This window comes from Providencia huaxiensis (genome assembly GCF_002843235.3).
Taxonomy (GTDB): Bacteria; Pseudomonadota; Gammaproteobacteria; order Enterobacterales; family Enterobacteriaceae; genus Providencia; species Providencia huaxiensis.
In genome coordinates this window covers 3,706,523-3,727,178 of record NZ_CP031123.2, presented here as the reverse complement: position 1 = coordinate 3,727,178, position 20,656 = coordinate 3,706,523, and the positions used below count along the sequence as shown (strand labels likewise).

Genomic DNA, 20,656 nt, shown 5'->3' with positions numbered 1-20,656 from the left:
GTAATACCGTATTGATAAAGCCTCGTAATTGTTCAGAATACGAGGCTTCATACTATCTAGATAATACTTTTTTAATCAAAATAGCAGTTAATATATTGTACAAGATGAAGATGTCGATAAAAATAAATTCAAACAAGCAGTAAACTAAAAAATAGCCAATAGATGATACAAATATACCTACATTAAGTATATTTTTTTCTATCCTAATATCTTTGAATAAATCTTTCATGTTAATAAAAAATGCAATTAGGAATAAGGCTAACCCTATAAAACCGATATTGTAAGTGATATTTAAGAAAAAAGGCTCATCATTATTGTAATGGTAAGTTTTTCTCTTCTGTGAATAGCCCATGCCACCTTGGTTCTTTGGTGCATTATTATCAAGCAAAAATTGATTGTATGCGACAGAACCATACCCAATACCAACGAGTTGATTGGAGATTGAGTTCATAAAAATGGGATAACGAGTTTCAATAATTTTATCGCGTTTGGAAGTAATGTTTTCTGAGTATAACGATTGATTTATTTTATTTTTAACTTGGGGAATTGTTAAGTATGTTGCTGTTAATATTATCGATGCTAAAGCACCAAAGCTAATCATGCTTATAAGGAGTCTTTTATAACTTTTTGATAACAATAATAAAATTATAATAGACTCAATCACTACAGAAAGAACCCCACCTCGGCTGCCTGTATATAATAGAAAAATAAAAGCTAAGAGTGAGAGTAATAACATTACGATTTTTAATGATTTTTGTTTAAAAAGAAACAAAGCACTAAATGTAAATGGAAATAACAATGTCATATAGTGAGCAAAGCCAAACCTAAGTTGTAAATATAGAGGCAAATCACTATCTTTAAATTGCTTTAATATTGGGATAACAAAAAGTGTGAAAGCGAGGGTGCAGATCAGAGCATAGGTAATTGTTTTACTTGACTTTTGTGTGGTGCTTTTAAATACCACTAAGAATAAAGAAATAATAACGACGTAACGCCAGTCATTAAAAAAAACTTTTAATGCAGCTAATGTAAAATCAGCATATGTGAAAAATAGTGCACAAAATAGCCCCCAGGCACCAAAGAGAAACAACGTTTTTCGTGTTTTAACTATAGTGAGTATGTCATGCCAAGGGTTGATTTTATTTTTGACAGCGGTGTAGATAGTATATAGTAGTAATATGACCGCGGAAACATTCAATACCCCTTGAGTATCATTGGTAAACATCCCTAGTATGACTAGAGAAAGCAGTAAAAAAGGGAGTTGAGCCACAGCATAACTGTTATTTTTCACGACATTACCTATTTTTGGTACGAAACTGACAATATTGTTTTAAAAAAGCTAATTGAAGTCTATCTTTTAATTTTAAATATTTTTTGAAAATACACGTTGCTTGTTTTATTTGGTATATCTCTTCATGAGTAAGAAGTGTTGCTGTATTTCTGGATATAGATTTTTTCAGTAAGTGTAACGTTTCGGACAGTGTTTTGCTCAACATTTTCGTTACTTCATCACCATAAATAAGCGCAATAAAGGAAAGCTCTGCCATTACATAAATGAGGCTATTAATATCACTTCGCCTAAACGTTTGGGTAATACTAGTTTCATTAACACGATAATGAATTAATGTTTTGTTAATGCTATAAATATTTTTGCTTTTTAGGTAAAGCTTTGGGGTTGTTGCCATATCTTCATAGAGAACTCTATCAGGATAGTGTATGCCAATGAGTTTAAATAAATCACTTTTATATATTCTAGACCAAGCAAACCATTTTTTATTTTTGAAGACGGGGTATAAGTCTTGAACACAGTTTATTGTTGTTGCCCCACAATAGTGAGTGGTTGAAATGATTTTTGTTTTAGATGGCTCGCTATCTTCGAACTTTACAGTATCAAATTCAATAATATCATAAATAGAGTGTGAGATAATGGGGGATATATTTTGATAAAAATTGTCATCAAAATAGTCATCTGCATCTAAAAATGCAATATATTCACCAGAAGCAACAGAGATACCGTGATTTCTGGCTTTAGATAGCCCGCCATTTTCTCTTTTAATGTAGTGAATATTCTTATTATCATATTTATGTAATATATTATGAATGATATTTTCGCTACTATCCGTTGAACCATCATTAATAATTATTAATTCAACGCTGTTATCCATAAATGATAATACAGAGGCCAAACATGCCTCAATATATTTTTCTGAGTTATAGCAGGGTACAACGATAGATAACTTAATATTTGTCATAAAAAACATACCAGTTTTTAAACTTAGTGCTATGGTCAAATATCAATTATATTGATGGAAAGGTGCTTAAATGTAAATACGTATCTTATCATTTGTTCCTATTGGTGATGATACAAATGTGTTATCAGCCAGTCTGCATTATATTTGAATTTATAACATAGCCGTGGTTTAGTAACATAAATTTATTATGAGTAGCATAAATAGCTGGGAATAGATAATGCCAGAACTACCCGAAGTTGAAACCAGTCGCCGTGGGATAGAGCCACATTTAGTCGGTAATACAATCTCTTACGCCATTGTGCGTAACGGTCGTTTACGTTGGCCGGTTAGTGAACAAATTAAAAGTTTATCAGATGAAGCGGTTTTAAGTGTCCAACGTCGAGCCAAATATTTGCTGATTGAATTGCAAAAAGGTTGGATTATTGTTCACTTGGGAATGTCTGGTAGTGTGCGTATTCTGACCGAAGAATTGCCTGAAGAAAAGCATGACCATGTGGATTTAGTCATGCGAGACGGTAAGGTTTTGCGCTATACGGATCCTCGCCGGTTTGGCGCTTGGCTCTGGTGTGATGATTTAGAAAACAGTTCGGTACTTGCACACTTAGGGCCTGAGCCATTATCAGACGCCTTTAACCCGCAATATCTTTATGAATTAGCGCAAAAGAAAAAAGTGGCCATTAAGCCATGGTTAATGGATAACAAAGTGGTTGTTGGTGTGGGTAATATTTATGCTAATGAAGCATTATTTGCGACAAAAATATCACCTGAAAAAATTACAAATACCTTAACGTTAACTGAAATTACTGAACTAGTGTTGCAGATCAAAAAGGTGTTACAGCGCTCTATTGAACAAGGTGGTACGACACTAAAAGATTTTTTACAGTCGGATGGTAAACCGGGCTACTTTGCCCAAGAATTGTTTGTCTATGGAAAAAAGGGTGAACCTTGCTCAATGTGTGGCACGCCAATAGAAAGCATTAAACAGGGGCAACGTAGCACCTTCTTTTGTCCACAATGTCAAAAATAGTGAAATCTTGCTATTTTTTATTGAGTTTCTTTAGCATTGCCTCAGCAACCACTGGGGGTAGGAAAGACGAAATATCACCATCGTGAAGTGCAACATCCTTGATTAATGAAGAAGAAACAAAGGATAAACTTTGCGATGGTAATAAAAATACGGTTTCCAAGTCAGGCACAAAATGGCGGTTCATATTCGCCAGTTGCCATTCATATTCAAAATCTGCGACAGAACGAACGCCACGAATAAGAATATTGGCGCCATTTTTTTGCGCAAAATTAGCCATAAGCTCAGAAAACCCAACAACTTCAACATTATCAAGGTGAGAAGTCACTTCTTTAGCAAGAGCGACGCGTTCATCAAGGGAAAACATCGGGTTTTTTCGTTGGCTATTAGCAATAGCCAACAGGACATGGTCAAACATTGCTGCTGCTCGGGTAACAATATCAACATGTCCTGATGTTACTGGGTCGAACGTACCAGGGTAAATAGCCTTGTGTATCATGATGATAGTATCTCGTTGTTTGTATTATCTATTCGAAAAAATAGCATGAATAAGCGTTAACAGTATCGGCTATCTAGTAGGGTTGCAACTGTAGATGAGATTTTACTGCTATTTTTAGGTGCATATTCTACACACTTTTATTTGCGCTTTATGATAAGATAGCGCCAATTTTGGTAAGTGAATCAGATCGAATGTTATTGCTGCGTCTATATCAGGTACTTCTTTATCTTATCCAACCATTTATATGGGTTCGCCTATTGCTGCGCAGCCGTAAAGCGCCTGCGTATCGTAAACGCTGGGGTGAGCGATACGGCTTTTGTGCGGGAAAAGTAAAACCTCAAGGCATTTTATTACATTCAGTTTCTGTCGGGGAAACCCTCGCAGCCGTTCCACTAGTCCGCGCACTTCGCCATCATTATCCGTCTTTGCCAATAACAGTAACCACGATGACGCCAACAGGCTCAGAGCGTGTGCTTTCTGCATTTGGTGACGACGTCGACCACGTTTATTTACCCTATGACCTTCCTGGCTCAATGCACCGCTTCCTGAAACAAGTTGACCCAAAACTTGTGATCATAATGGAAACTGAGCTATGGCCAAACATGATTAACCAATTGCATAAACGTAAAATTCCATTGGTTATTGCAAATGCAAGACTTTCTGAGCGTTCTGCTGCAGGGTATCAAAAGCTGGGTAGCTTTGTGAAACGAATGCTTCGTAATGTCACTATGGTCGCAGCACAGCATCAGGAAGATGGTGAACGTTTCGTTCAATTAGGGTTGCGGCGAATGCAATTGAGTGTCACGGGGAGCCTGAAGTTTGATATCTCTGTGACGCCTGAATTAGCTGTTAGGGCAATAACTTTACGGCGCCAATGGGCGGCGCATCGCCCCGTTTGGATAGCGACCAGTACTCACGAGGGTGAAGAAGCGATTGTCTTAGAAACACATCAAAAATTATTATCTCGTTTTCCTGATTTATTGTTAATTTTAGTCCCTCGCCATCCAGAACGCTTTGCCAAAGCAGAAGAACTAACTCAAAAAGCCGGTTTAACCTTTATTCGTCGCAGTGCGAATACGATTCCGTCCGCAGATGTTCAAGTGGTGATTGGTGATACCATGGGTGAACTGATGCTGTTATATGGAATTGCAGACATTGCTTTTGTCGGGGGAAGCTTGGTCGAAACTGGGGGGCACAACCCGCTCGAAGCGGCTGCTCATGCGCTACCCGTGTTAATGGGGCCTCACACATTTAATTTCAAAGATATTTGTGGAAAATTAACTCAAGCAGATGGCTTAATTACGGTGACAGACAGTGAATCAATGGTCCAAGCCGTGACCAGTTTACTTTCTGATGAAGATTACCGGTTATATTATGGGCGTCATGCCGCCGAGGTTCTTCATGAGAACCAAGGTGCTCTTCAACGATTATTAAAACTGTTGCAACCCTATTTACCTCCGAGAGAGCAATAAAGCTAAGTAATGTCTTTTTTTGAGTATTAACTTGAACATTACAGCAATGAATTGCGAATATTTTATGGCACATCCTAGTATTGCATTTAAACTATAGTAGACTGCGTCGTTTATTATAGAGTCATTCGATTTGGTTTATTACTATAAGGGTAGTATCCAAATGGAATGTTGGAACTTTTGCTTATCTTTCTAAGACTATATGCCAGCCACTAATCAATCAATTTCAAATAAATATGTTTATTTATGGGTCATAAGCTATGCCATCGTTTGGATCTTAGCGAGTTTTTATTTCGACCCAACCGTACCTTATGACACAGTAGAAGCAGTGAACTGGGGAATGAATGGGGAGTGGGGATCACCTAAAAACCCATGGTTTGTTGGCGTGATGATGTGGCCTGCAATTTACCTCGATATTTCCTACAGCTTTTATTGGTATTTTAGCCATTTTGTGGGTATTGCATTTGGTTTACTTGGGGTATGGAAACTAGCCTTTCGTTTGACTGGGCGTCGTGATTTCGCTTGGTTTGCAATGCTAATGTTGAATTTATCTGGTGTCATTAATTTCGATATTATTCCTTATAATGATAACTATATTTTAGTGACATTATGGCCTTGGGTTATCTATTTCTTTTTACGTGCTGTTGATGATAACCCTGCATGGTGGTTACCATTTGCCTTATTTGCTGGTCTTGCAACTATGGGGAAATACTCAACCTTGGCGCTAGTTGGGTCTGTTTTCTTATTGACCCTATTTGTAAAACAAGTTCGCCAAAGCTATCGTCATCCTGTTTTTTACCTTGCAATTGCTTTATGGTTTGCTTTGGTATTGCCAAATTTCTTTTGGTTGATGGCAACGGATTTTTCGGCTTTCAAATGGGTAGATTCACAAATCGACCCTGGGTTTAATCTTCACACTACACAAGCAGCACTTAGCGTGTTTTATCCGTTAGTGATTGCTGCGATTATTGTTTATTGCAGTGGTGGAAAGTTAGGGTGGCCTAAAGCATTGCCTAACCGCATGGCTAACTTTATTCTTCTTTTTCCACTGGTTGTGATATACGGCTGGTTCTCTTTCCACGATGGTGGTCGAATAACTGAATGGTTGCAGCCATTTATGGCTATTAGTGCGCCTTTATTTGTTGGCTCAATAACCGTGATGCCAAGAAAACCGTTTAAGAAGTCATTAGTTGGTTTTGCCATTTTTGGTGTTTTAGTAGTGGTTGGTTATATCACGGTTCAGGCTGCGAATATCCGTGGAGCAGGGCAAAAATTTATTGGCGTAAAAACCTTGATAGCAGACGGGGAACAACGTTGGTACCAGCGCTATGGCACACCGGTTAAATATGTTGGCGGCGAAGATAACCAATATCAATGGTTTATTATTTATGGGAAAGATAGGCCGCATGTGATCCAACCTTGGTCAATGGAAAAACATATGCCGCCAAATGTGTACAACCGGGATATTACTGAAGCCGAAATTCGTCAACATGGTGCATTATTGCTGGGCAAGAAATACGATGATTGCGCCCATGAAAACTTTGCCAAGGTGCGTAAGTTCTGGCCGCAGTTTACGATAGAAAAAGAAGATGTGATTTATCGTTCTGAACCGGATGCCGCCCCTGAAACCATGTGCTTTGGGTTTATTGCGCCGGAAAAACCCTAGTTATACAATATACAAAGAAACATAGTGAATATAGGAAGGAAAGGGCCATTTATTTTGAAATGGCTTTTTTACTTTCTATGCTAATATGTGCGGAAAAGTTAGAAAGTGAAAAATAGGATATGTACTTATTTATTTGTACAACAATTCTTCATATTAGAATTGTTAATAAGCTTTTAGAAAAAATAGATGACCCTATAAATGCAGTTGTTTTGTTCATCGGTGATACTGAAAGCCCGAAAGTTGTGTATTACCTTAACACGTTGATTAAGCCAAAATGTAGATGTATTTTATATAATGACCAACAAATCAACGTAAGAAAGCCATTTAAAACGATAAGGCGTAGCCGACTCACTAAAAATATTATTCAGTTATTACCATCCGTAACTTTTCAACAGGTCTACCTTGCTTGTGTTGAACTTCCTTTAGCGCATCATATCTTGTCTTCTATACAGTTTAGACAATTAGTAACTTTTGATGATGGTTTATACAATTTATGTTCATCTAAGCGATTAGAAAAAGTTAAAAATATTAATTTATCTAAACGGTTAGCACGCTCAATATCGGGACGGAAATATCATACGGATAGAGTTCTAAAAGAGTCTGTAAAGCACTACACGATTTTTAATAACTTACAAAATATTATTGATAATACTGAGTATATTGAGCTTGCCCCGACACCGTCTAAAAAAGGGAATGAACAAGGTGCTATCGGTATATTACTTGGAACTGTGTATAGTGAAATTTGTGCTAGTGATACCGCACAGGAAGAGTTAGTTGAACAACTTAATCGGTTGATTCGAGAGAGAAGGATTGGTTTGTATATTCCTCATCCTAGGGTGATCTGATTTAATGGCACCGCACACTTTTGTGAAGGATAATTAGTCCAACAACAAAGGTGTGAAAATGACCCAACGAAGAAAACCTAGAAAATATACTGATGAGTTCAGAGAAGAAGCTGTAAAGCTAGTCACTGAACAAGGTTACAGTGTTACTGAAGCAGCCAAATCATTAGGCATAACAACTAAGCTGCTTTACAACTGGAAAGACAAACTAGCCAAGCAAACTTCAGGCGAAGCATTAAGCAAAGATGAGAGAGCTGAACTGGTTAAGCTCAGAAAAGAGAATAAACGCTTACAGATGGAGCGTGAGATCTTAAAAAAGGCGAGTGCCTTCTTTGCGAAAGAAATGAAATAAAGTTCGAATATATTAAAGAGCAGCAATGGCGCTTTCCAATTAGCGTTTTGTGCGAGGTTCTAGAAGTGAGTCGGTCAGCCTATTACGCATGGCTGAGGCGACCAGCCAAGATTATTAGTGTTGAAGAGTTAATGCTTTATCGTCGCATGAAGAGGTTATTTGATGATAGCCGCAGTAGTGCTGGTGCCAGAACCTTAATGAAGTTGCTACGCAAAGAAGGCTTTAAAATTGGTATTTGTCGGGTTAAGAGCTTGATGAAAAAGCTCGGTTTAGTCGTTAAACAGCGAGTGGCTTATAAAGTGACGACTATGCGCAAACATAGCCATGCGGTTGCTGATAACTTATTGAAGCGCCAATTCAATCCAGCCAGAGCAAATCAGGCGTGGGCGGGTGATATCACCTATCTAAGAACGCATCAAGGCTGGATGTACCTAGCTGTTGTGATGGATTTGCATTCTCGCCGTATTATTGGCTGGGCGTTGAGTAAACGCATGACGGTTGATTTAACCATGAGAGCGATGCAAATGGCTATCAACCTGCGTCAACCCAAAGCAGGCTTGATCTTCCATAGCGACAGAGGCTCACAATACACCAGTAAGCGTTTTCAATCATTGCTATGGAGCAATCGAATTACGCCATCAATGAGTGGTTGTGGAGCATGTTTAGATAATGCTGTGGTTGAAAGGTTTTTCGGCAGCTTGAAAAATGAATGGCTATTAAATGTTTACCATTTAACCAGAGAAAGCATGAAAACTGATGTAGAGAAATACATCAAATACTACAACTCAGTTCGGCTTCATACTTCATTAAATGATATGTCGCCAATTGAGTTTGAAAGTGTAAGGAAAAAGTGTGCGGCCTAGCTTGACCAGATCAGAGATACGGCAACTGAATTGCGAGAAATAAAAGTCATAACAACAAATCTTTCCGCCGAAGATGAAATTATGACTTTAATTGAAGATGGGTATTCAATTGAGTTGTACGGGTTTTCCAGTACAGTTCAGTGTATTCTCAGCTCAAGTAATGCAGTCAAAAGCTATAGTTTGCAATTTTCAGGTATGACTGAAGAGTACAGACAGGTAGAGTTAGAATTGTCACAATATTTATTCGGTTTTACGTCAATAGATCTTTCAAAGTAAGCCAGTGAGTTGCTGATACACCTTATCAGCAGCAATACTTGCCATCGAATTATCAACTGACCTAATTTCATGCTGCCCTTGCCCATATCCCCCAATCAAGCCGGGGTCAGTAGGCCCAAACAGGGTAAAATTAGGTTTATCAAGTGCCGCTGTTAAATGGCTAAGCCCAGTATCGACAGAAACCACCGCTTTAGCGTTTGCAATTTGCTTTGCAACTTCAGCTAATGTGAGTTTAGGTAAGACCTCAACAAAATCAAAGCCTTTTGCTAATCGTTCTGCTCGTTGCTGCTCATGAGGTGCTCCCCAGGGCAATTTAATTTTGATACCACTTTCAGCCATCAGTCCAATAAGTTCTCGCCAATTTTCTTCAGGCCAATGTTTATCATCACGGGTAGTTGAATGCAAAAAAATGACATAAGGGCTTTGATGCTCTTCTGCTGACTGTAAAAAGTGTCGAGCAATCGCGTAATCGCCTTGTTGTGTTGGGCAAGTGTAACCAAGGCTTTTGGCAAATAACTGGCGAATACGTTCAACGGCATGTTGTTGTTTGCTGATTGCATAACGATGGTCATAAAAGAAGCTGGCTAATGGTTCGCGAATACTATGGCGGTCATAGCCATGTTTATCGCCATGCGCTAAGCGGGTGACAAGAAAAGCGCTCTTTAATAACCCTTGTGCATCAATGACAGCATCATAATGTGTTGCTTGTAATTTCTTGCGAAATTCAGCACGTTCGGCTCTGATCGGCGCAGAAAACCAATTTTTTCGCCAGCGGCGAATGGCCACAGGGATCACTCGGTTAATAGCGCTGTGCCATGTTGGAATTTGCGCAAAGCCTTCCTCAACGACCCAATCGAATTGAATACCCGATATGGCTTGCTGTGCATCGGTCAGTGCAGGTAATGAGTGTAAAACATCTCCCATTGAAGATGTCTTGACTAATAATACTCTCATCATTCAATACCTATATTTAACCGAGCTAACGCATCGATAACTAATTGAGGTTGGATATCAATTAAACTTTGGTGATAACCACTTTCACCGTCACCTTTACGCACTTTGTGATACCCCGTAATTAGGCGGATTACTTCTGCTTTATCTGATAATGGCGGGGTAAAATCAGGGCTACTTGGGCCATACAGGGCGACAAGCGGTTTACCTAGCGCTGCCGCGACATGCATCAAACCAGAGTCATTACTGACAACTGCAGTACAGGCATCAATTAGATTAACGGCTTGTTCTAAAGATGTTTTTCCTGAAAAATTATGGCAATGTAATTTCGCATCATCGGTCAGCTCTAAACGGATGGCTTCACCTGCCTCGTGGTCTTTTTGTGAACCAAATAGCAGTACTTGATAGCCTTTTTGGCTAATCAGTGTTTGAGCAAGAGAGGAGTAGTGATAGTGAGGCCAACGTTTGGCGGGGCCGAACTCTGCGCCTGGGCAAAAACCAATAATAGGGCGAGAACCATCAACCCCAAAAGTTTGCAGGGTGTTAGTAACTTCTTGCGGCACCGTCACTAGTTTAGGCGGTAAAATGGGTGTCGGAATATCGGAAGCTGATTTAATAGTTTGCTTATCATAAGCAAGAGCAACATATCTCTGCACCATTAAAGGAAAAGCTTCTTTATTTAGTGGACGAATATCATTGAGTAGGCCATAGCGCATTTCTCCACGCCATCCCGTTCTTTTAGGGATTTTTGCAAAGAAAGGCACAAATGCAGACTTTAAGGAATTTGGTAACACAATAGCTTGATCATAGCCATTTGCCCGCAAACTCTTACCTAATCGACGACGTTCCCCAATTTCCAAAGCACCATGTCCGAGAGGCATAGGAATGGCTTCGTTAACCTCGGGCATTTTGGCGAGTAAAGGACGGCACCATTGTGGTGCCATCACATCAATCTGTGCATGGGGATGTAAGGCCTTGATCGTACGATAAAGGCTTTGTGACATCATCATATCCCCTACCCATGAGGGGCCGATCACCAATATTTTCATAAATGATTCTTCAGAAATAAGCGTTATGCGTCTTTATTGAGCAAATGCATATATTCGGTGACACCTTCTGCAACCGTTTTAAAGGGGGCAGTATAGCCGGCGGCACGTAGCTTAGTGAGGTCAGCTTGTGTGAAGCTTTGGTAGCGACCTTTTAATTTTTCAGGGAATTCAATGTATTCGATGGCCACATTTTTATCTTTATGAAATTCAGTGACTGCATCAGCAACGGCTTGGAAAGATTCCGCACGCCCTGTTCCGCAGTTAAAAATACCTGAGACATTATTTTCCCAGAACCATAAGTTTACCGCGGCCACATCACCCACATAAATAAAATCACGGCGGAAAGTATCGCTCCCTTCGAACAGTTTTGGACTTTGCCCTTCATTAATTTGTTTATTTAAATGATAAGCAACGCTTGCCATGCTGCCTTTATGGTCTTCATTTGGCCCATAGACATTGAAATAGCGGAAACCACAGACTTGTGAGTTAGTTTCTGGCAGGATTTCACGCACATATTGGTCAAATTGGAATTTCGAATAACCATAGACATTTAATGGTTTTTCGAATTGGCGCTCTTCAATAAAGTTATCGCTACGACCACCATAGGTTGCTGCAGAAGAAGCATACAAGAATGGGATTTCGCGATCTAAACAATAGTGTAGTAACTCTTTCGAATACTGATAGTTATTGTCCATCATATACTTGCCATCCCACTCCGTGGTTGACGAGCAAGCACCTTCATGGAATACCGCATCGACATCACCGAAATCGTCACCCGCAATGATACTGCCAATAAAATCTTCTTTATCTGCATAATCCGCAATATCAAGGTCAACAAGGTTAGCGAATTTAGTCCCGTCTTTCAGATTATCAACGACTAGGATATCTGTACGGCCGATTGCATTTAGGGCTTTAATAATATTGCTACCAATAAAACCAGCTCCGCCAGTGACTATGATCATTGGGTATACCTCAAATGGGTTAAGAAAATAGAATCGTAATTGGTGACTATAATAACATCTCTTGGCGCAGACGGTAGCATTGATAGAAGAGAATTGAGCTGACACTTAAATGAGAACAAGGGAAATATCGTGATCTTGGCAGCAAACTTGACTTATTTATGCTGTGAATATCGCCACTTGTAGAGACTATTATTAAACTCTATTAATAGCCACTTCACAGGAAGAAATCATGTCAGAAAGATTTTATCAGCAGATCCAAGAGCAATTGGTGCAAATTGAAGCCGACGGGTTATTCAAAAATGAACGCATTATTACTTCGTCACAAGATGCTGACATTGAAATTGTTGGCGGTCAACGGGTTATTAATTTCTGTGCTAACAATTACCTAGGGCTTGCAAACCATCCGGCATTGATTGAGGCAGCAAAGCAAGGAATGGATAGCCATGGCTTTGGCATGGCATCGGTAAGGTTTATTTGCGGGACTCAAGATAGCCACAAAGTACTAGAAAGCAAAATTGCTGACTTTCTTGGGATGGAAGATGCCATTCTTTACTCTTCCTGTTTTGATGCGAACGGAGGGTTGTTCGAAACGTTGTTAGGCCCTGAAGATGCCATTATTTCAGATGCATTAAATCATGCGTCAATTATTGATGGGGTTAGGTTAAGCAAGGCTAAACGTTACCGTTACAGCAATAATAATATGGTGGAATTAAAAGCACGTTTAGAGGAAGCCAAAACGGCAGGGGCTCGCCATATTTTGATTGCCACAGATGGTGTGTTCTCGATGGATGGTGTCATCGCGGATTTAAAATCCATTTGTGACCTTGCCGACGAATACCAAGCATTGGTGATGGTGGATGATTCACATGCTGTTGGTTTTGTTGGGGAAAATGGCCGTGGTAGCCATGAGTACTGCGATGTGATGGGGCGTATTGATATTATCACGGGGACATTAGGTAAAGCCCTTGGCGGTGCATCTGGTGGTTATACGGCAGCGAAAAAAGAGGTTGTTGAATGGCTGCGTCAGCGTTCTCGACCTTATTTATTTTCGAACTCACTCGCTCCTGCAATTGTAGCCGCATCTATCAAAGTGATCGATATGATGAAAGAAGGTCACTCATTACGTGAGAAGTTATGGCGTAATGCTGTGTTATTTAGGGAAAAAATGACAGCAGCGGGTTTCAGCTTGGCTGGAGCAGACCATGCCATCATCCCAGTCATGTTAGGCGAAGCTAAACTCGCCCAAATTTTTGCAAAAGAGCTACTTGATGAAGGTATTTATGTCACGGGCTTTTTCTATCCTGTTGTGCCGCAAGGTCTGGCACGTATTCGCACTCAAATGTCTGCAGCGCATAGTGAGGAGGATATTTTACACGCTGTTGATGCATTCACCCGCATTGGTAGAAAACTAAAAATAATCAAATAAAAGGTCTTTTATGAAAGCACTGTCCAAACTGAAAGCTGAACCAGGTATATGGATGACGGATGTTCCGAAACCGGAACTCGGGCACAATGATGTGATGATCAAAATTCGCAAAACGGCAATTTGTGGTACGGATGTACATATCTATAACTGGGATGAATGGTCACAAAAAACTATTCCTGTCCCAATGGTTGTCGGTCATGAGTATATAGGGGAAATTGTTGCAATTGGGCAGGAAGTCAAAGGCTTTAAAATTGGTGACCGAGTGTCAGGGGAAGGGCATATTACTTGTGGCCATTGTCGAAATTGTCGCGGCGGGCGTACCCATCTTTGCCGCAATACAATTGGAGTTGGGGTTAACCGAGAAGGGTGTTTTGCTGAATATTTGGTGATCCCCGCATTTAATGCTTTTAAAATTCCCGATAACATTCCTGATGAAATAGCGGCGATTTTTGACCCATTTGGTAATGCAGTTCATACGGCACTTTCTTTTGATTTAGTGGGGGAAGATGTGCTGGTTTCCGGCGCTGGGCCTATTGGTATCATGGCAGCCGCAGTGTGCCGACATGTGGGAGCACGCCATGTTGTTATCACGGATGTGAATGATTATCGACTTGAACTCGCGAAAAAAATGGGGGTTTCCCGTGCCGTGAACGTCAGTCGTGAAAATTTAAAAGACGTGATGAACGAATTGGGAATGAAAGAAGGTTTTGATGTTGCATTAGAAGTTTCTGGTGCGCGAGCCGCTTTTCAGACCATGTTAGACACCATGAACCACGGTGGCAGAATCGCCCTATTAGGGATTCCGCCTGCCTCAATGGCAACGGATTGGAGCCAAGTGATCTTTAAAGGGTTATTTATTAAAGGGATCTACGGCCGAGAAATGTTCGAAACATGGTACAAAATGGCGACACTCATTCAATCTGGTTTAGATTTATCACCAATTATCACTCATCAATTCCCCATTGATGAGTTCCAAAGAGGCTTTGATATCATGCGTTCAGGCCAATCTGGTAAAGTGATTTTAAACTGGGATTAAATTTTTATCATATCCAGTCCCCTTCTTGGCTTTTGCACTAAGAAGGGGGAATACAAATGGCTTACTGCTGTTGCTTGAAAAGCGGGCGTTTTTGCGCTTTATCGCCCGAAACCAGCAGGGGTTGTAAAGCCTTATCGTTATAAATACTCTCAACAACAAACATAATAAAATCAATTCCCTGTCTCTTAGAGGTTGGTAATGTAAACTCACATATACCAAGCTCTTGCGGAATAATTACATTTTCTGGTTGGCTAACGGTCTCAGGTTGCCCAATAACAGCTTCTTCGATTGGCGCTGTTTTTATTTCATTTTGCATTGATTGTTCGGACTGAGGCTGTGCCTTCTTCGCTTCCTCAGATAACATTCTTAACGATGTTGGTTGTTTAGTTTTAGATTGAGGGCTCAGCAGAGCACTAACGGCAACTAATTCAACATCAGCAGGAAGTTGGGCAAGGTATTTTTGCAAGGTCCGAACGGTAGATGGGTGCGGATGACCAATGGCAACCGCACTGCCGTGTTTACGTGCATAAGCAACGGCTTTATTCAACTGAGTGCGCGTTTCTTCTTCCGATTGGTGGTTATCAATAAAAATATGGCGACGTAACGTGGGAACGCCGTATTCCTTGGCGGCATTACCTGCTTGGGTATTGCCAATAGTCACGCTATCGAGGAAAAATAAGTTTGATTTTGACAGGCTGTGCATCACATGGCGCATTCCTGCCAAGTTAGACGTCATCTCACTTCCCATGTGGTTATTCATGCCTTTTGCATAGGGAACCCGGCTTATCGCATTCTTAATAATACGGTCAATTTCCTCTGCACTCATCGATGGGGCTAATGTGTCTTTCTCTAATGGTTGCTTGCTCAATGGTTTCATTGGCATATGGATAAGAATATCGCGTCCTTGCTGGTGCGCTTTTTCTGCGACTTCACGACCATGAGGAGAGCTTGGCAAAATGGCAATAGTCACCGCTGGGGGTAAGGCTAAAATTTGGTTATCTTCCTTGACGCGATATCCGAAATCGTCAATCACAATCGCTAATTTTGCAGCACTCACCGGTAGACACATCATTAATAATGAGAAGAGAATGAGTGGCCGAAAGGGTAGGTGCTTCAACATAACGTTATCCTAATTAATTGAATTTAAAATTTATCGTCCTAACCATGGACGAGGGTTCACGGTTTTACCTTGTCTGCGAATTTCAAAATAGAGGGCCGGACGTTCTTGGCCGCCACTGCTACCCACTAAGGCGATAGGTTGGCCTGCTCTAACCTCTTGGCCAACATTCACTAAGGCACTTTGGTTATAACCATACAGGCTCATATCCCCTTTACCGTGTTCAACGACGACAACGAGCCCATAGCCTTGTAACCAGTCAGCCAGTAACACGCGCCCATCGGCGATGGCCTTGACTTGCGTTCCTTCATTAGCGGCGATAACCATGCCTTTCCAACGCAGTTCGCTGGAAATGACATCACCATAGTTATGGAGCAATGAGCCGCGAACTGGCCAAATAGCTTGCCCTGCAGGGCGCCCTAAACCACCAGTACGGGACATCAGAGAACGTTCGCTCTCTGACGGTTTATAGGTTGAGCCTTTCTGTTTGGCTTGACGTTCTTTTTCAGCGACTTGTGCGCGAATACGTGCAGCTTCTTTGGCCTCTCGCTCTGCTCTGGCCTTAGCTTCACGTTCGGCGCGAGCAATTTTGTCGCGTAATCTCGCTTCGTTTTGTTTTAGAACAGCAAGATTTTTTTGGTCTTCTTTTAATGTACTTTCAAGAGCGTTTAAGGTTTTTTGCCGCGAAGAGCGTGCATTATCCAACTTTCGTTTCTCTTGTTGTTGGCGAGCTAGCGTTGTTTTTTGTTCGGCTTGTTTTTTTTGTTCGAGTTGTTTTTGTTCTTGTAGCTCTTTAGTGGTTTCTTCTAAAGCGGCAATATTTTTTTCGCGTGCCTGATTTAAATAGCTGTAATAGGCCAAAATACGTTCTTCTCGCTGGCCTTCTTCACCTTTGAAAATGAGGGTTAACCCTTGGTGTTTACCTAACCGGAAGGCAGCGTCTAGTTGGTCAGCTAATAATTTTTCTTGTTGTTGTTTTTTGGTTTGTAGCTGCTTGATATTGCTATTTAAGGAAACAATTTCTTTATCTAATTGTTTTAGCTGATTTTGAGTTTCATGCAGGCTACGCCCTGCGGCGGAAATACTTTGCTCTTGTTGTTTAAGTTGCTCAAGCAGCGCTGAGCGCTTGGCTTGTTGTTCTTTTACGCTTTTTTCTTTTTCAGCAATACTTTTGAGTAAATCATGTAATTGCCCTTTATTTTCAGTGATCTGGTTGGCAAACACAGCTTGTGTTGGGGCGAGCACAAGCAACCCTAACCCAAAGAGAGCGCTAATAGCCTGACGAATAAATGAAACTTTCATTCGATGATGTGTATTGGCCATCGTGATAAATCACCTCAATTAAATGCAATAACTGATTATTTCATCTGCAAGTGATGGTTTCCAGCACTGTCTAACAAATAGTATTGAAAACATTTGGTCACGTATCCAAAGGGTTGATGGCATTTCAAACGTAATACTCTCGCTCAATGAAAGTCCCAATGATCTTGTCATGCATGCCGGATGATTTTGAATACCCTAACGTCTTGCGATTAAGTCGTTTCAATCGGTTACGCAACGTCAGATTTTCACGCTCAATTCGCTGTGTATATAGCTTTCCTAAAATGTGTTTTTCGCTAGGGAGTGTCTCTTTGTACGCCCTGTAACCATCCGTACACCAAAAAGCGATACGGAACCCAGACAGCAGTTTTAACAATTTCCCCAGTGTTTTCTTGCTTCGGGAACCAAATACATGAGCGATAATCCGCTTTAAGCGAGGCTCCCATGCATACCACAACCAACGCTGACTTTTTTTGTTACCGATAAATGACCACATCTCATCGACCTCACAAATGAGCTGAATTTGTAGGTTATCTAGGGGCAGTGTTGTTACATTCCGTGGCGAGAGTTTTTTAAAGTGCGGACGACGGCATTGATACTGATATGTAATGCCCTAGCGGTGTCACGAATACCCGCATTATTCATGGCAAGCTCAACCACTTGCTCTTTGATGCCGGGCTGACAAGCGTTGTAGGTATAATCGAGTTGAAAAGTGCGGCAACAGGCCTGACAGCGATAACGGGGATGACCTCCATTGCCGGTGCCATGTTTTTTAACAGGGTCGGTTAACCCACAGAATCGGCATTTTACTGAAATGGTAGCCATACTAAACCTCAACAGAAAAGCTCAGTTTACCCCATTATCAACTCATTGAATACTCGACCAAAACATTTATAAATTCGGACTTTTGCCCTGAATCAGAACTATATTAAGTCAAATAACACAGTTTTATTATCACTGATTTATTTTGTATAGCCAGTATTCAATACTTTTTTCTTATTCACTGCCTATTTGAAGCACGATTTAGACCTGTTTCGCACGTTTATGATAAAATATTTGCGTACCGCTTCGAAACAGAAAAGCGATTTTTCAGTGAACGGTGTTAATTTTGCGTGCCTTAGCGCAAAAAAAATAAGCTAGTTTGCGGGAATTGGCTGTAATTAGCTCAACACAAAGGTATACTCAGAACCCTTTGATATTCGTTTTTAACTAACGGGAGTGATTGCCCCCCATGATCCAAGAAATCATGCAATTTGTAAGCCGGAACATGTTATTGAGTCTGGTTTGGATAGCGCTATTAGTTGCTGTGGTTGTTATGACCTTTAAAGGCCTTTTCTCTAAAACGAAAGTGATTGCTCGTTCACAAGCGATTACACTGATTAATAAAGAAGAGGCGGTTGTTGTCGATTTACGTTCTCGCGATGATTTCCGTAAAGGGCACATTATTGATTCTATTAACTTAACACCGTCTGAAATTAAAGAGAATAATTTAGGTGAATTAGAAAAACACAAACAGAAACCAGTGATTATCGTTTCTGCGAGTGGTATGGAATCAGGTAAACCTGCTGAACAGCTGGCACAACACGGTTTTGAAAAAGTCTTTGTCCTGAAAGAAGGGATCTCTGGCTGGGCAGGTGAAAACCTTCCGCTAGCTCGTGGTAAGAAGTAGTTATCCAGCATGTATTTGCTCCCAAGTTATATTCACAGTATGTGACTTGGGTAGCGTAATGCAGCGAACACTCTAGTAGCTCAGAATAACAGGGTTTCCCTTAAATTATTTGGGCTACAGGTAGGCAGCAAGTGAAGATATCCAAGGAGCATACATCAGTATGTGACTTGGGTAGTGCAATGCAGCGAACACTCTAGTAGCTCAGAATAGCAGGGTTTCCCTTAAATTATTTGGGCTACAGGTAGGCAGCAAGTGAAGATATCCAAGGAGCATACATCAGTATGTGACTTGGGTAGCGCAATGCAGCGAACACCCCTGTAGCTCAAAGAATGACAGGGAAAATTCATATGGAAGTTAAAGGTACATAAACTATGTCAGAACAAAACAACTCAGAAATGGTTTTTCAAATTCAACGCATTTATGCAAAAGACGTTTCATTTGAAGCACCTAACGCACCACACATCTTTCAACACGAGTGGCAGCCAGAAATCAAATTAGATTTAGATACTTCTTCAACTCAGCTGTCTGAAGGTGTTTATGAAGTTGTTTTACGCGTCACTACGACAGCAACTTTAGGTGAAGAAACCGCTTTCCTGTGTGAAGTTCAGCAAGCAGGTGTTTTCTCTATCGAAGGTATTGAAGGTACTCAAATGGCACATTGCTTAGGTGCATATTGCCCGAACATCCTGTTCCCATATGCACGTGAAGCGATCACTAGCTTAGTGGGCCGTGGTACATTCCCACAATTGAACTTAGCGCCAGTTAACTTTGATGCACTGTTCATGAACTATTTACAGCAGCAACAAGGTGAACAAGCGCAGAACTCAGAAGCTCAACAGGACGCTTAATGAATACTGCTTCAATGACAGTGATCGGTGCCGGCTCGTACGGCACCGCTTTAGCCATTACGCTTGCACGTAATGCACATCAGGTTGTGTTATGGGGCCATGACCCAAAACACATTCATCAACTAGAACGAGATCGCAGCAATCAGGCATTTTTGCCTGGCGTTTCTTTTCCTGATAGTTTATCTCTCGAAACGGACTTAAAACGCGCCGTTGAGGCGAGCCCCAATATCTTGATTGTGGTACCGAGCCATGTTTTTGGTGATGTACTAAAACAAATCCAGCCATACTTACGCGCAGACTCCCGTATTATTTGGGCGACTAAAGGCTTAGAAAGGGATACTGGCCGTTTGTTGCAAGAAGTGGCACGTGAGGTATTAGGTAATGAAATTCCTCTGGCTGTGTTGTCTGGCCCAACGTTTGCAAAAGAACTTGCCGCAGGTTTACCAACAGCAATTTCTGTTGCCGCAAGCGATAGCCAATTTGGTGATGACTTACAAAAGTTATTCCATTGCGGCAAGAGTTTTCGCGTCTATAAAAACCCGGATATGGTTGGGGTGCAACTGGGCGGTGCAGTGAAAAACGTGATTGCTATTGGCGCCGGTATTTCTGATGGCATGGGCTTTGGTGCCAATGCACGTACTGCATTGATTACCCGCGGTTTAGCTGAAATGAGTCGCTTAGGTGCAGCTTTGGGAGCAGACCCTGCAACTTTTATGGGGATGGCAGGTTTAGGTGACCTTGTGTTAACGTGTACAGATAACCAATCCCGTAACCGCCGTTTTGGCATGATGCTAGGTGATGGCGTTAGCGTTGAAGATGCAGAAAAAGAGATTGGCCAAGTCGTTGAAGGCTATCGTAATACCAAGGAAGTTCGCGCACTAGCTGAGCGAGCAGGTGTTGAAATGCCAATTACTGAGCAAATTTATCAAATCCTTTACCGTCATAAAAATGTGTTAGAGGCGGCGCAAGCACTACTGGGGCGTGCGACGAAAGATGAAATTGCCGATATGCCAAAGCTGCATGATTAATAAAAAT

Annotated in this window: 19 protein-coding genes; 10 read left to right on the top strand and 9 right to left on the bottom strand. The window is 41.0% G+C overall.

Annotation, left to right across the window (positions count from 1 at the left end; all coding sequences use genetic code 11):
• Positions 1 to 52 precede the first annotated feature (52 nt).
• A complete protein-coding gene (locus tag CYG50_RS19050) occupies positions 53 to 1,291 on the bottom strand; it encodes an O-antigen ligase family protein (RefSeq protein WP_102140554.1) in 1,239 nt (412 codons plus the stop codon).
• Positions 1,292 to 1,295: 4 nt separating this feature from the next.
• A complete protein-coding gene (locus CYG50_RS19045) occupies positions 1,296 to 2,252 on the bottom strand; it encodes a glycosyltransferase family 2 protein (protein WP_168222871.1) in 957 nt (318 codons plus the stop codon).
• A gap of 217 nt (positions 2,253 to 2,469) precedes the next feature.
• On the opposite strand from CYG50_RS19045, the gene mutM reads away from it, so the two are divergent.
• Positions 2,470 to 3,279, top strand: coding sequence for a bifunctional DNA-formamidopyrimidine glycosylase/DNA-(apurinic or apyrimidinic site) lyase (gene mutM / locus CYG50_RS19040; RefSeq protein WP_102140552.1), 810 nt, complete (start codon positions 2,470 to 2,472; stop codon positions 3,277 to 3,279).
• A gap of 10 nt (positions 3,280 to 3,289) precedes the next feature.
• Here the strand turns inward: mutM and coaD are convergent, their stop codons facing one another.
• Positions 3,290 to 3,775: a pantetheine-phosphate adenylyltransferase gene (gene coaD / locus CYG50_RS19035; protein WP_004906920.1), complete on the bottom strand. Its 486-nt coding sequence runs from the start codon at positions 3,773 to 3,775 to the stop codon at positions 3,290 to 3,292.
• 191 nt (positions 3,776 to 3,966) lie between these two features.
• Between coaD and waaA the strand changes: the two genes are divergently transcribed.
• From waaA to CYG50_RS19015, 4 genes are all read left to right on the top strand, one after another.
• Entirely contained in the window at positions 3,967 to 5,247 is a 1,281-nt protein-coding gene (waaA, locus tag CYG50_RS19030; protein ID WP_102140551.1) for a lipid IV(A) 3-deoxy-D-manno-octulosonic acid transferase, read from the top strand.
• Between the two features lie 199 nt (positions 5,248 to 5,446).
• Positions 5,447 to 6,910 carry a glycosyltransferase family 39 protein gene (locus CYG50_RS19025; protein WP_102140550.1) on the top strand — a complete coding sequence of 488 codons (1,464 nt, stop codon included), beginning with the start codon at positions 5,447 to 5,449 and terminating at the stop codon, positions 6,908 to 6,910.
• Positions 6,911 to 7,029: 119 nt separating this feature from the next.
• A complete protein-coding gene (locus CYG50_RS19020) occupies positions 7,030 to 7,755 on the top strand; it encodes a glycosyltransferase family 52 (protein ID WP_102140549.1) in 726 nt (241 codons plus the stop codon).
• Positions 7,756 to 7,813: 58 nt separating this feature from the next.
• A protein-coding gene (locus CYG50_RS19015) for an IS3 family transposase (RefSeq protein ID WP_102140835.1) occupies positions 7,814 to 8,967 on the top strand; the annotation gives its coding sequence in 2 pieces (ribosomal slippage) (positions 7,814 to 8,060 and positions 8,060 to 8,967; 1,155 coding nt in all).
• Between the two features lie 267 nt (positions 8,968 to 9,234).
• On the opposite strand, the gene rfaC is transcribed toward CYG50_RS19015, so the two are convergent.
• From rfaC to rfaD, 3 genes are read right to left on the bottom strand one after another with little or no spacing between them, the layout of a single operon-like run.
• Positions 9,235 to 10,197: a lipopolysaccharide heptosyltransferase RfaC gene (gene rfaC / locus CYG50_RS19010; protein WP_102140722.1), complete on the bottom strand. Its 963-nt coding sequence runs from the start codon at positions 10,195 to 10,197 to the stop codon at positions 9,235 to 9,237.
• Positions 10,197 to 11,243, bottom strand: coding sequence for an ADP-heptose--LPS heptosyltransferase RfaF (gene rfaF, locus CYG50_RS19005; RefSeq protein ID WP_102140721.1), 1,047 nt, complete (start codon positions 11,241 to 11,243; stop codon positions 10,197 to 10,199). The genes rfaC and rfaF overlap by 1 nt, the downstream gene beginning before the upstream one ends.
• A 23-nt stretch (positions 11,244 to 11,266) precedes the next feature.
• Positions 11,267 to 12,205 carry an ADP-glyceromanno-heptose 6-epimerase gene (gene rfaD, locus CYG50_RS19000; RefSeq protein WP_102140720.1) on the bottom strand — a complete coding sequence of 313 codons (939 nt, stop codon included), beginning with the start codon at positions 12,203 to 12,205 and terminating at the stop codon, positions 11,267 to 11,269.
• Between the two features lie 229 nt (positions 12,206 to 12,434).
• Here rfaD and CYG50_RS18995 point away from each other — a divergent pair, with 229 nt between their 5' ends.
• Together CYG50_RS18995 and tdh are read left to right on the top strand one after the other, a co-directional pair.
• Positions 12,435 to 13,631 (top strand): glycine C-acetyltransferase, encoded by a 1,197-nt coding sequence (locus CYG50_RS18995; RefSeq protein ID WP_102140719.1) that lies wholly within the window; start codon positions 12,435 to 12,437, stop codon positions 13,629 to 13,631.
• 10 nt (positions 13,632 to 13,641) lie between these two features.
• A complete protein-coding gene (gene tdh / locus CYG50_RS18990) occupies positions 13,642 to 14,667 on the top strand; it encodes an L-threonine 3-dehydrogenase (protein ID WP_102140718.1) in 1,026 nt (341 codons plus the stop codon).
• Positions 14,668 to 14,728: 61 nt separating this feature from the next.
• Here the strand turns inward: tdh and CYG50_RS18985 are convergent, their stop codons facing one another.
• The 3 genes from CYG50_RS18985 to CYG50_RS18975 all read right to left on the bottom strand — a co-directional run bounded on the left by CYG50_RS18985 (position 14,729) and on the right by CYG50_RS18975 (position 17,929).
• Complete coding sequence (locus CYG50_RS18985) at positions 14,729 to 15,787, bottom strand: divergent polysaccharide deacetylase family protein (protein WP_102140717.1); 1,059 nt, start codon at positions 15,785 to 15,787, stop codon at positions 14,729 to 14,731.
• Positions 15,788 to 15,817: 30 nt separating this feature from the next.
• Entirely contained in the window at positions 15,818 to 17,107 is a 1,290-nt protein-coding gene (gene envC / locus CYG50_RS18980; RefSeq protein ID WP_102140716.1) for a murein hydrolase activator EnvC, read from the bottom strand.
• Positions 17,108 to 17,231: 124 nt separating this feature from the next.
• A protein-coding gene (locus CYG50_RS18975; protein ID WP_102140845.1) for an IS1 family transposase occupies positions 17,232 to 17,929 on the bottom strand; the annotation gives its coding sequence in 2 pieces (ribosomal slippage) (positions 17,232 to 17,680 and positions 17,680 to 17,929; 699 coding nt in all).
• A gap of 406 nt (positions 17,930 to 18,335) precedes the next feature.
• Here CYG50_RS18975 and CYG50_RS18970 point away from each other — a divergent pair.
• From CYG50_RS18970 to gpsA, 3 genes are all read left to right on the top strand, one after another.
• Entirely contained in the window at positions 18,336 to 18,773 is a 438-nt protein-coding gene (locus CYG50_RS18970) for a rhodanese-like domain-containing protein (protein WP_004265159.1), read from the top strand.
• Positions 18,774 to 19,144: 371 nt separating this feature from the next.
• Positions 19,145 to 19,621, top strand: a complete 477-nt coding sequence (gene secB, locus CYG50_RS18965) for a protein-export chaperone SecB (protein WP_004906947.1) — start codon at positions 19,145 to 19,147, stop codon at positions 19,619 to 19,621.
• A complete protein-coding gene (gpsA, locus tag CYG50_RS18960; RefSeq protein WP_102140710.1) occupies positions 19,621 to 20,649 on the top strand; it encodes an NAD(P)H-dependent glycerol-3-phosphate dehydrogenase in 1,029 nt (342 codons plus the stop codon). The genes secB and gpsA overlap by 1 nt, the downstream gene beginning before the upstream one ends.
• Positions 20,650 to 20,656 lie beyond the last annotated feature (7 nt).

Coding starts and splice junctions, on each gene's coding strand:
- mutM (WP_102140552.1), top strand. CDS start 2,470: ATGCCAGAACTACCCGAAGTTGAAACCAGTCGCCGTGGGATAGAGCCA.
- CYG50_RS18995 (WP_102140719.1), top strand. CDS start 12,435: ATGTCAGAAAGATTTTATCAGCAGATCCAAGAGCAATTGGTGCAAATT.
- rfaC (WP_102140722.1), bottom strand. CDS start 10,197: ATGAGAGTATTATTAGTCAAGACATCTTCAATGGGAGATGTTTTACAC.
- secB (WP_004906947.1), top strand. CDS start 19,145: ATGTCAGAACAAAACAACTCAGAAATGGTTTTTCAAATTCAACGCATT.
- CYG50_RS19045 (WP_168222871.1), bottom strand. CDS start 2,252: ATGACAAATATTAAGTTATCTATCGTTGTACCCTGCTATAACTCAGAA.
- CYG50_RS18970 (WP_004265159.1), top strand. CDS start 18,336: ATGATCCAAGAAATCATGCAATTTGTAAGCCGGAACATGTTATTGAGT.
- waaA (WP_102140551.1), top strand. CDS start 3,967: ATGTTATTGCTGCGTCTATATCAGGTACTTCTTTATCTTATCCAACCA.
- CYG50_RS19020 (WP_102140549.1), top strand. CDS start 7,030: ATGTACTTATTTATTTGTACAACAATTCTTCATATTAGAATTGTTAAT.
- rfaF (WP_102140721.1), bottom strand. CDS start 11,243: ATGAAAATATTGGTGATCGGCCCCTCATGGGTAGGGGATATGATGATG.
- gpsA (WP_102140710.1), top strand. CDS start 19,621: ATGAATACTGCTTCAATGACAGTGATCGGTGCCGGCTCGTACGGCACC.
- tdh (WP_102140718.1), top strand. CDS start 13,642: ATGAAAGCACTGTCCAAACTGAAAGCTGAACCAGGTATATGGATGACG.
- CYG50_RS18985 (WP_102140717.1), bottom strand. CDS start 15,787: ATGTTGAAGCACCTACCCTTTCGGCCACTCATTCTCTTCTCATTATTA.
- rfaD (WP_102140720.1), bottom strand. CDS start 12,205: ATGATCATAGTCACTGGCGGAGCTGGTTTTATTGGTAGCAATATTATT.
- envC (WP_102140716.1), bottom strand. CDS start 17,107: ATGGCCAATACACATCATCGAATGAAAGTTTCATTTATTCGTCAGGCT.
- coaD (WP_004906920.1), bottom strand. CDS start 3,775: ATGATACACAAGGCTATTTACCCTGGTACGTTCGACCCAGTAACATCA.
- CYG50_RS19025 (WP_102140550.1), top strand. CDS start 5,447: ATGCCAGCCACTAATCAATCAATTTCAAATAAATATGTTTATTTATGG.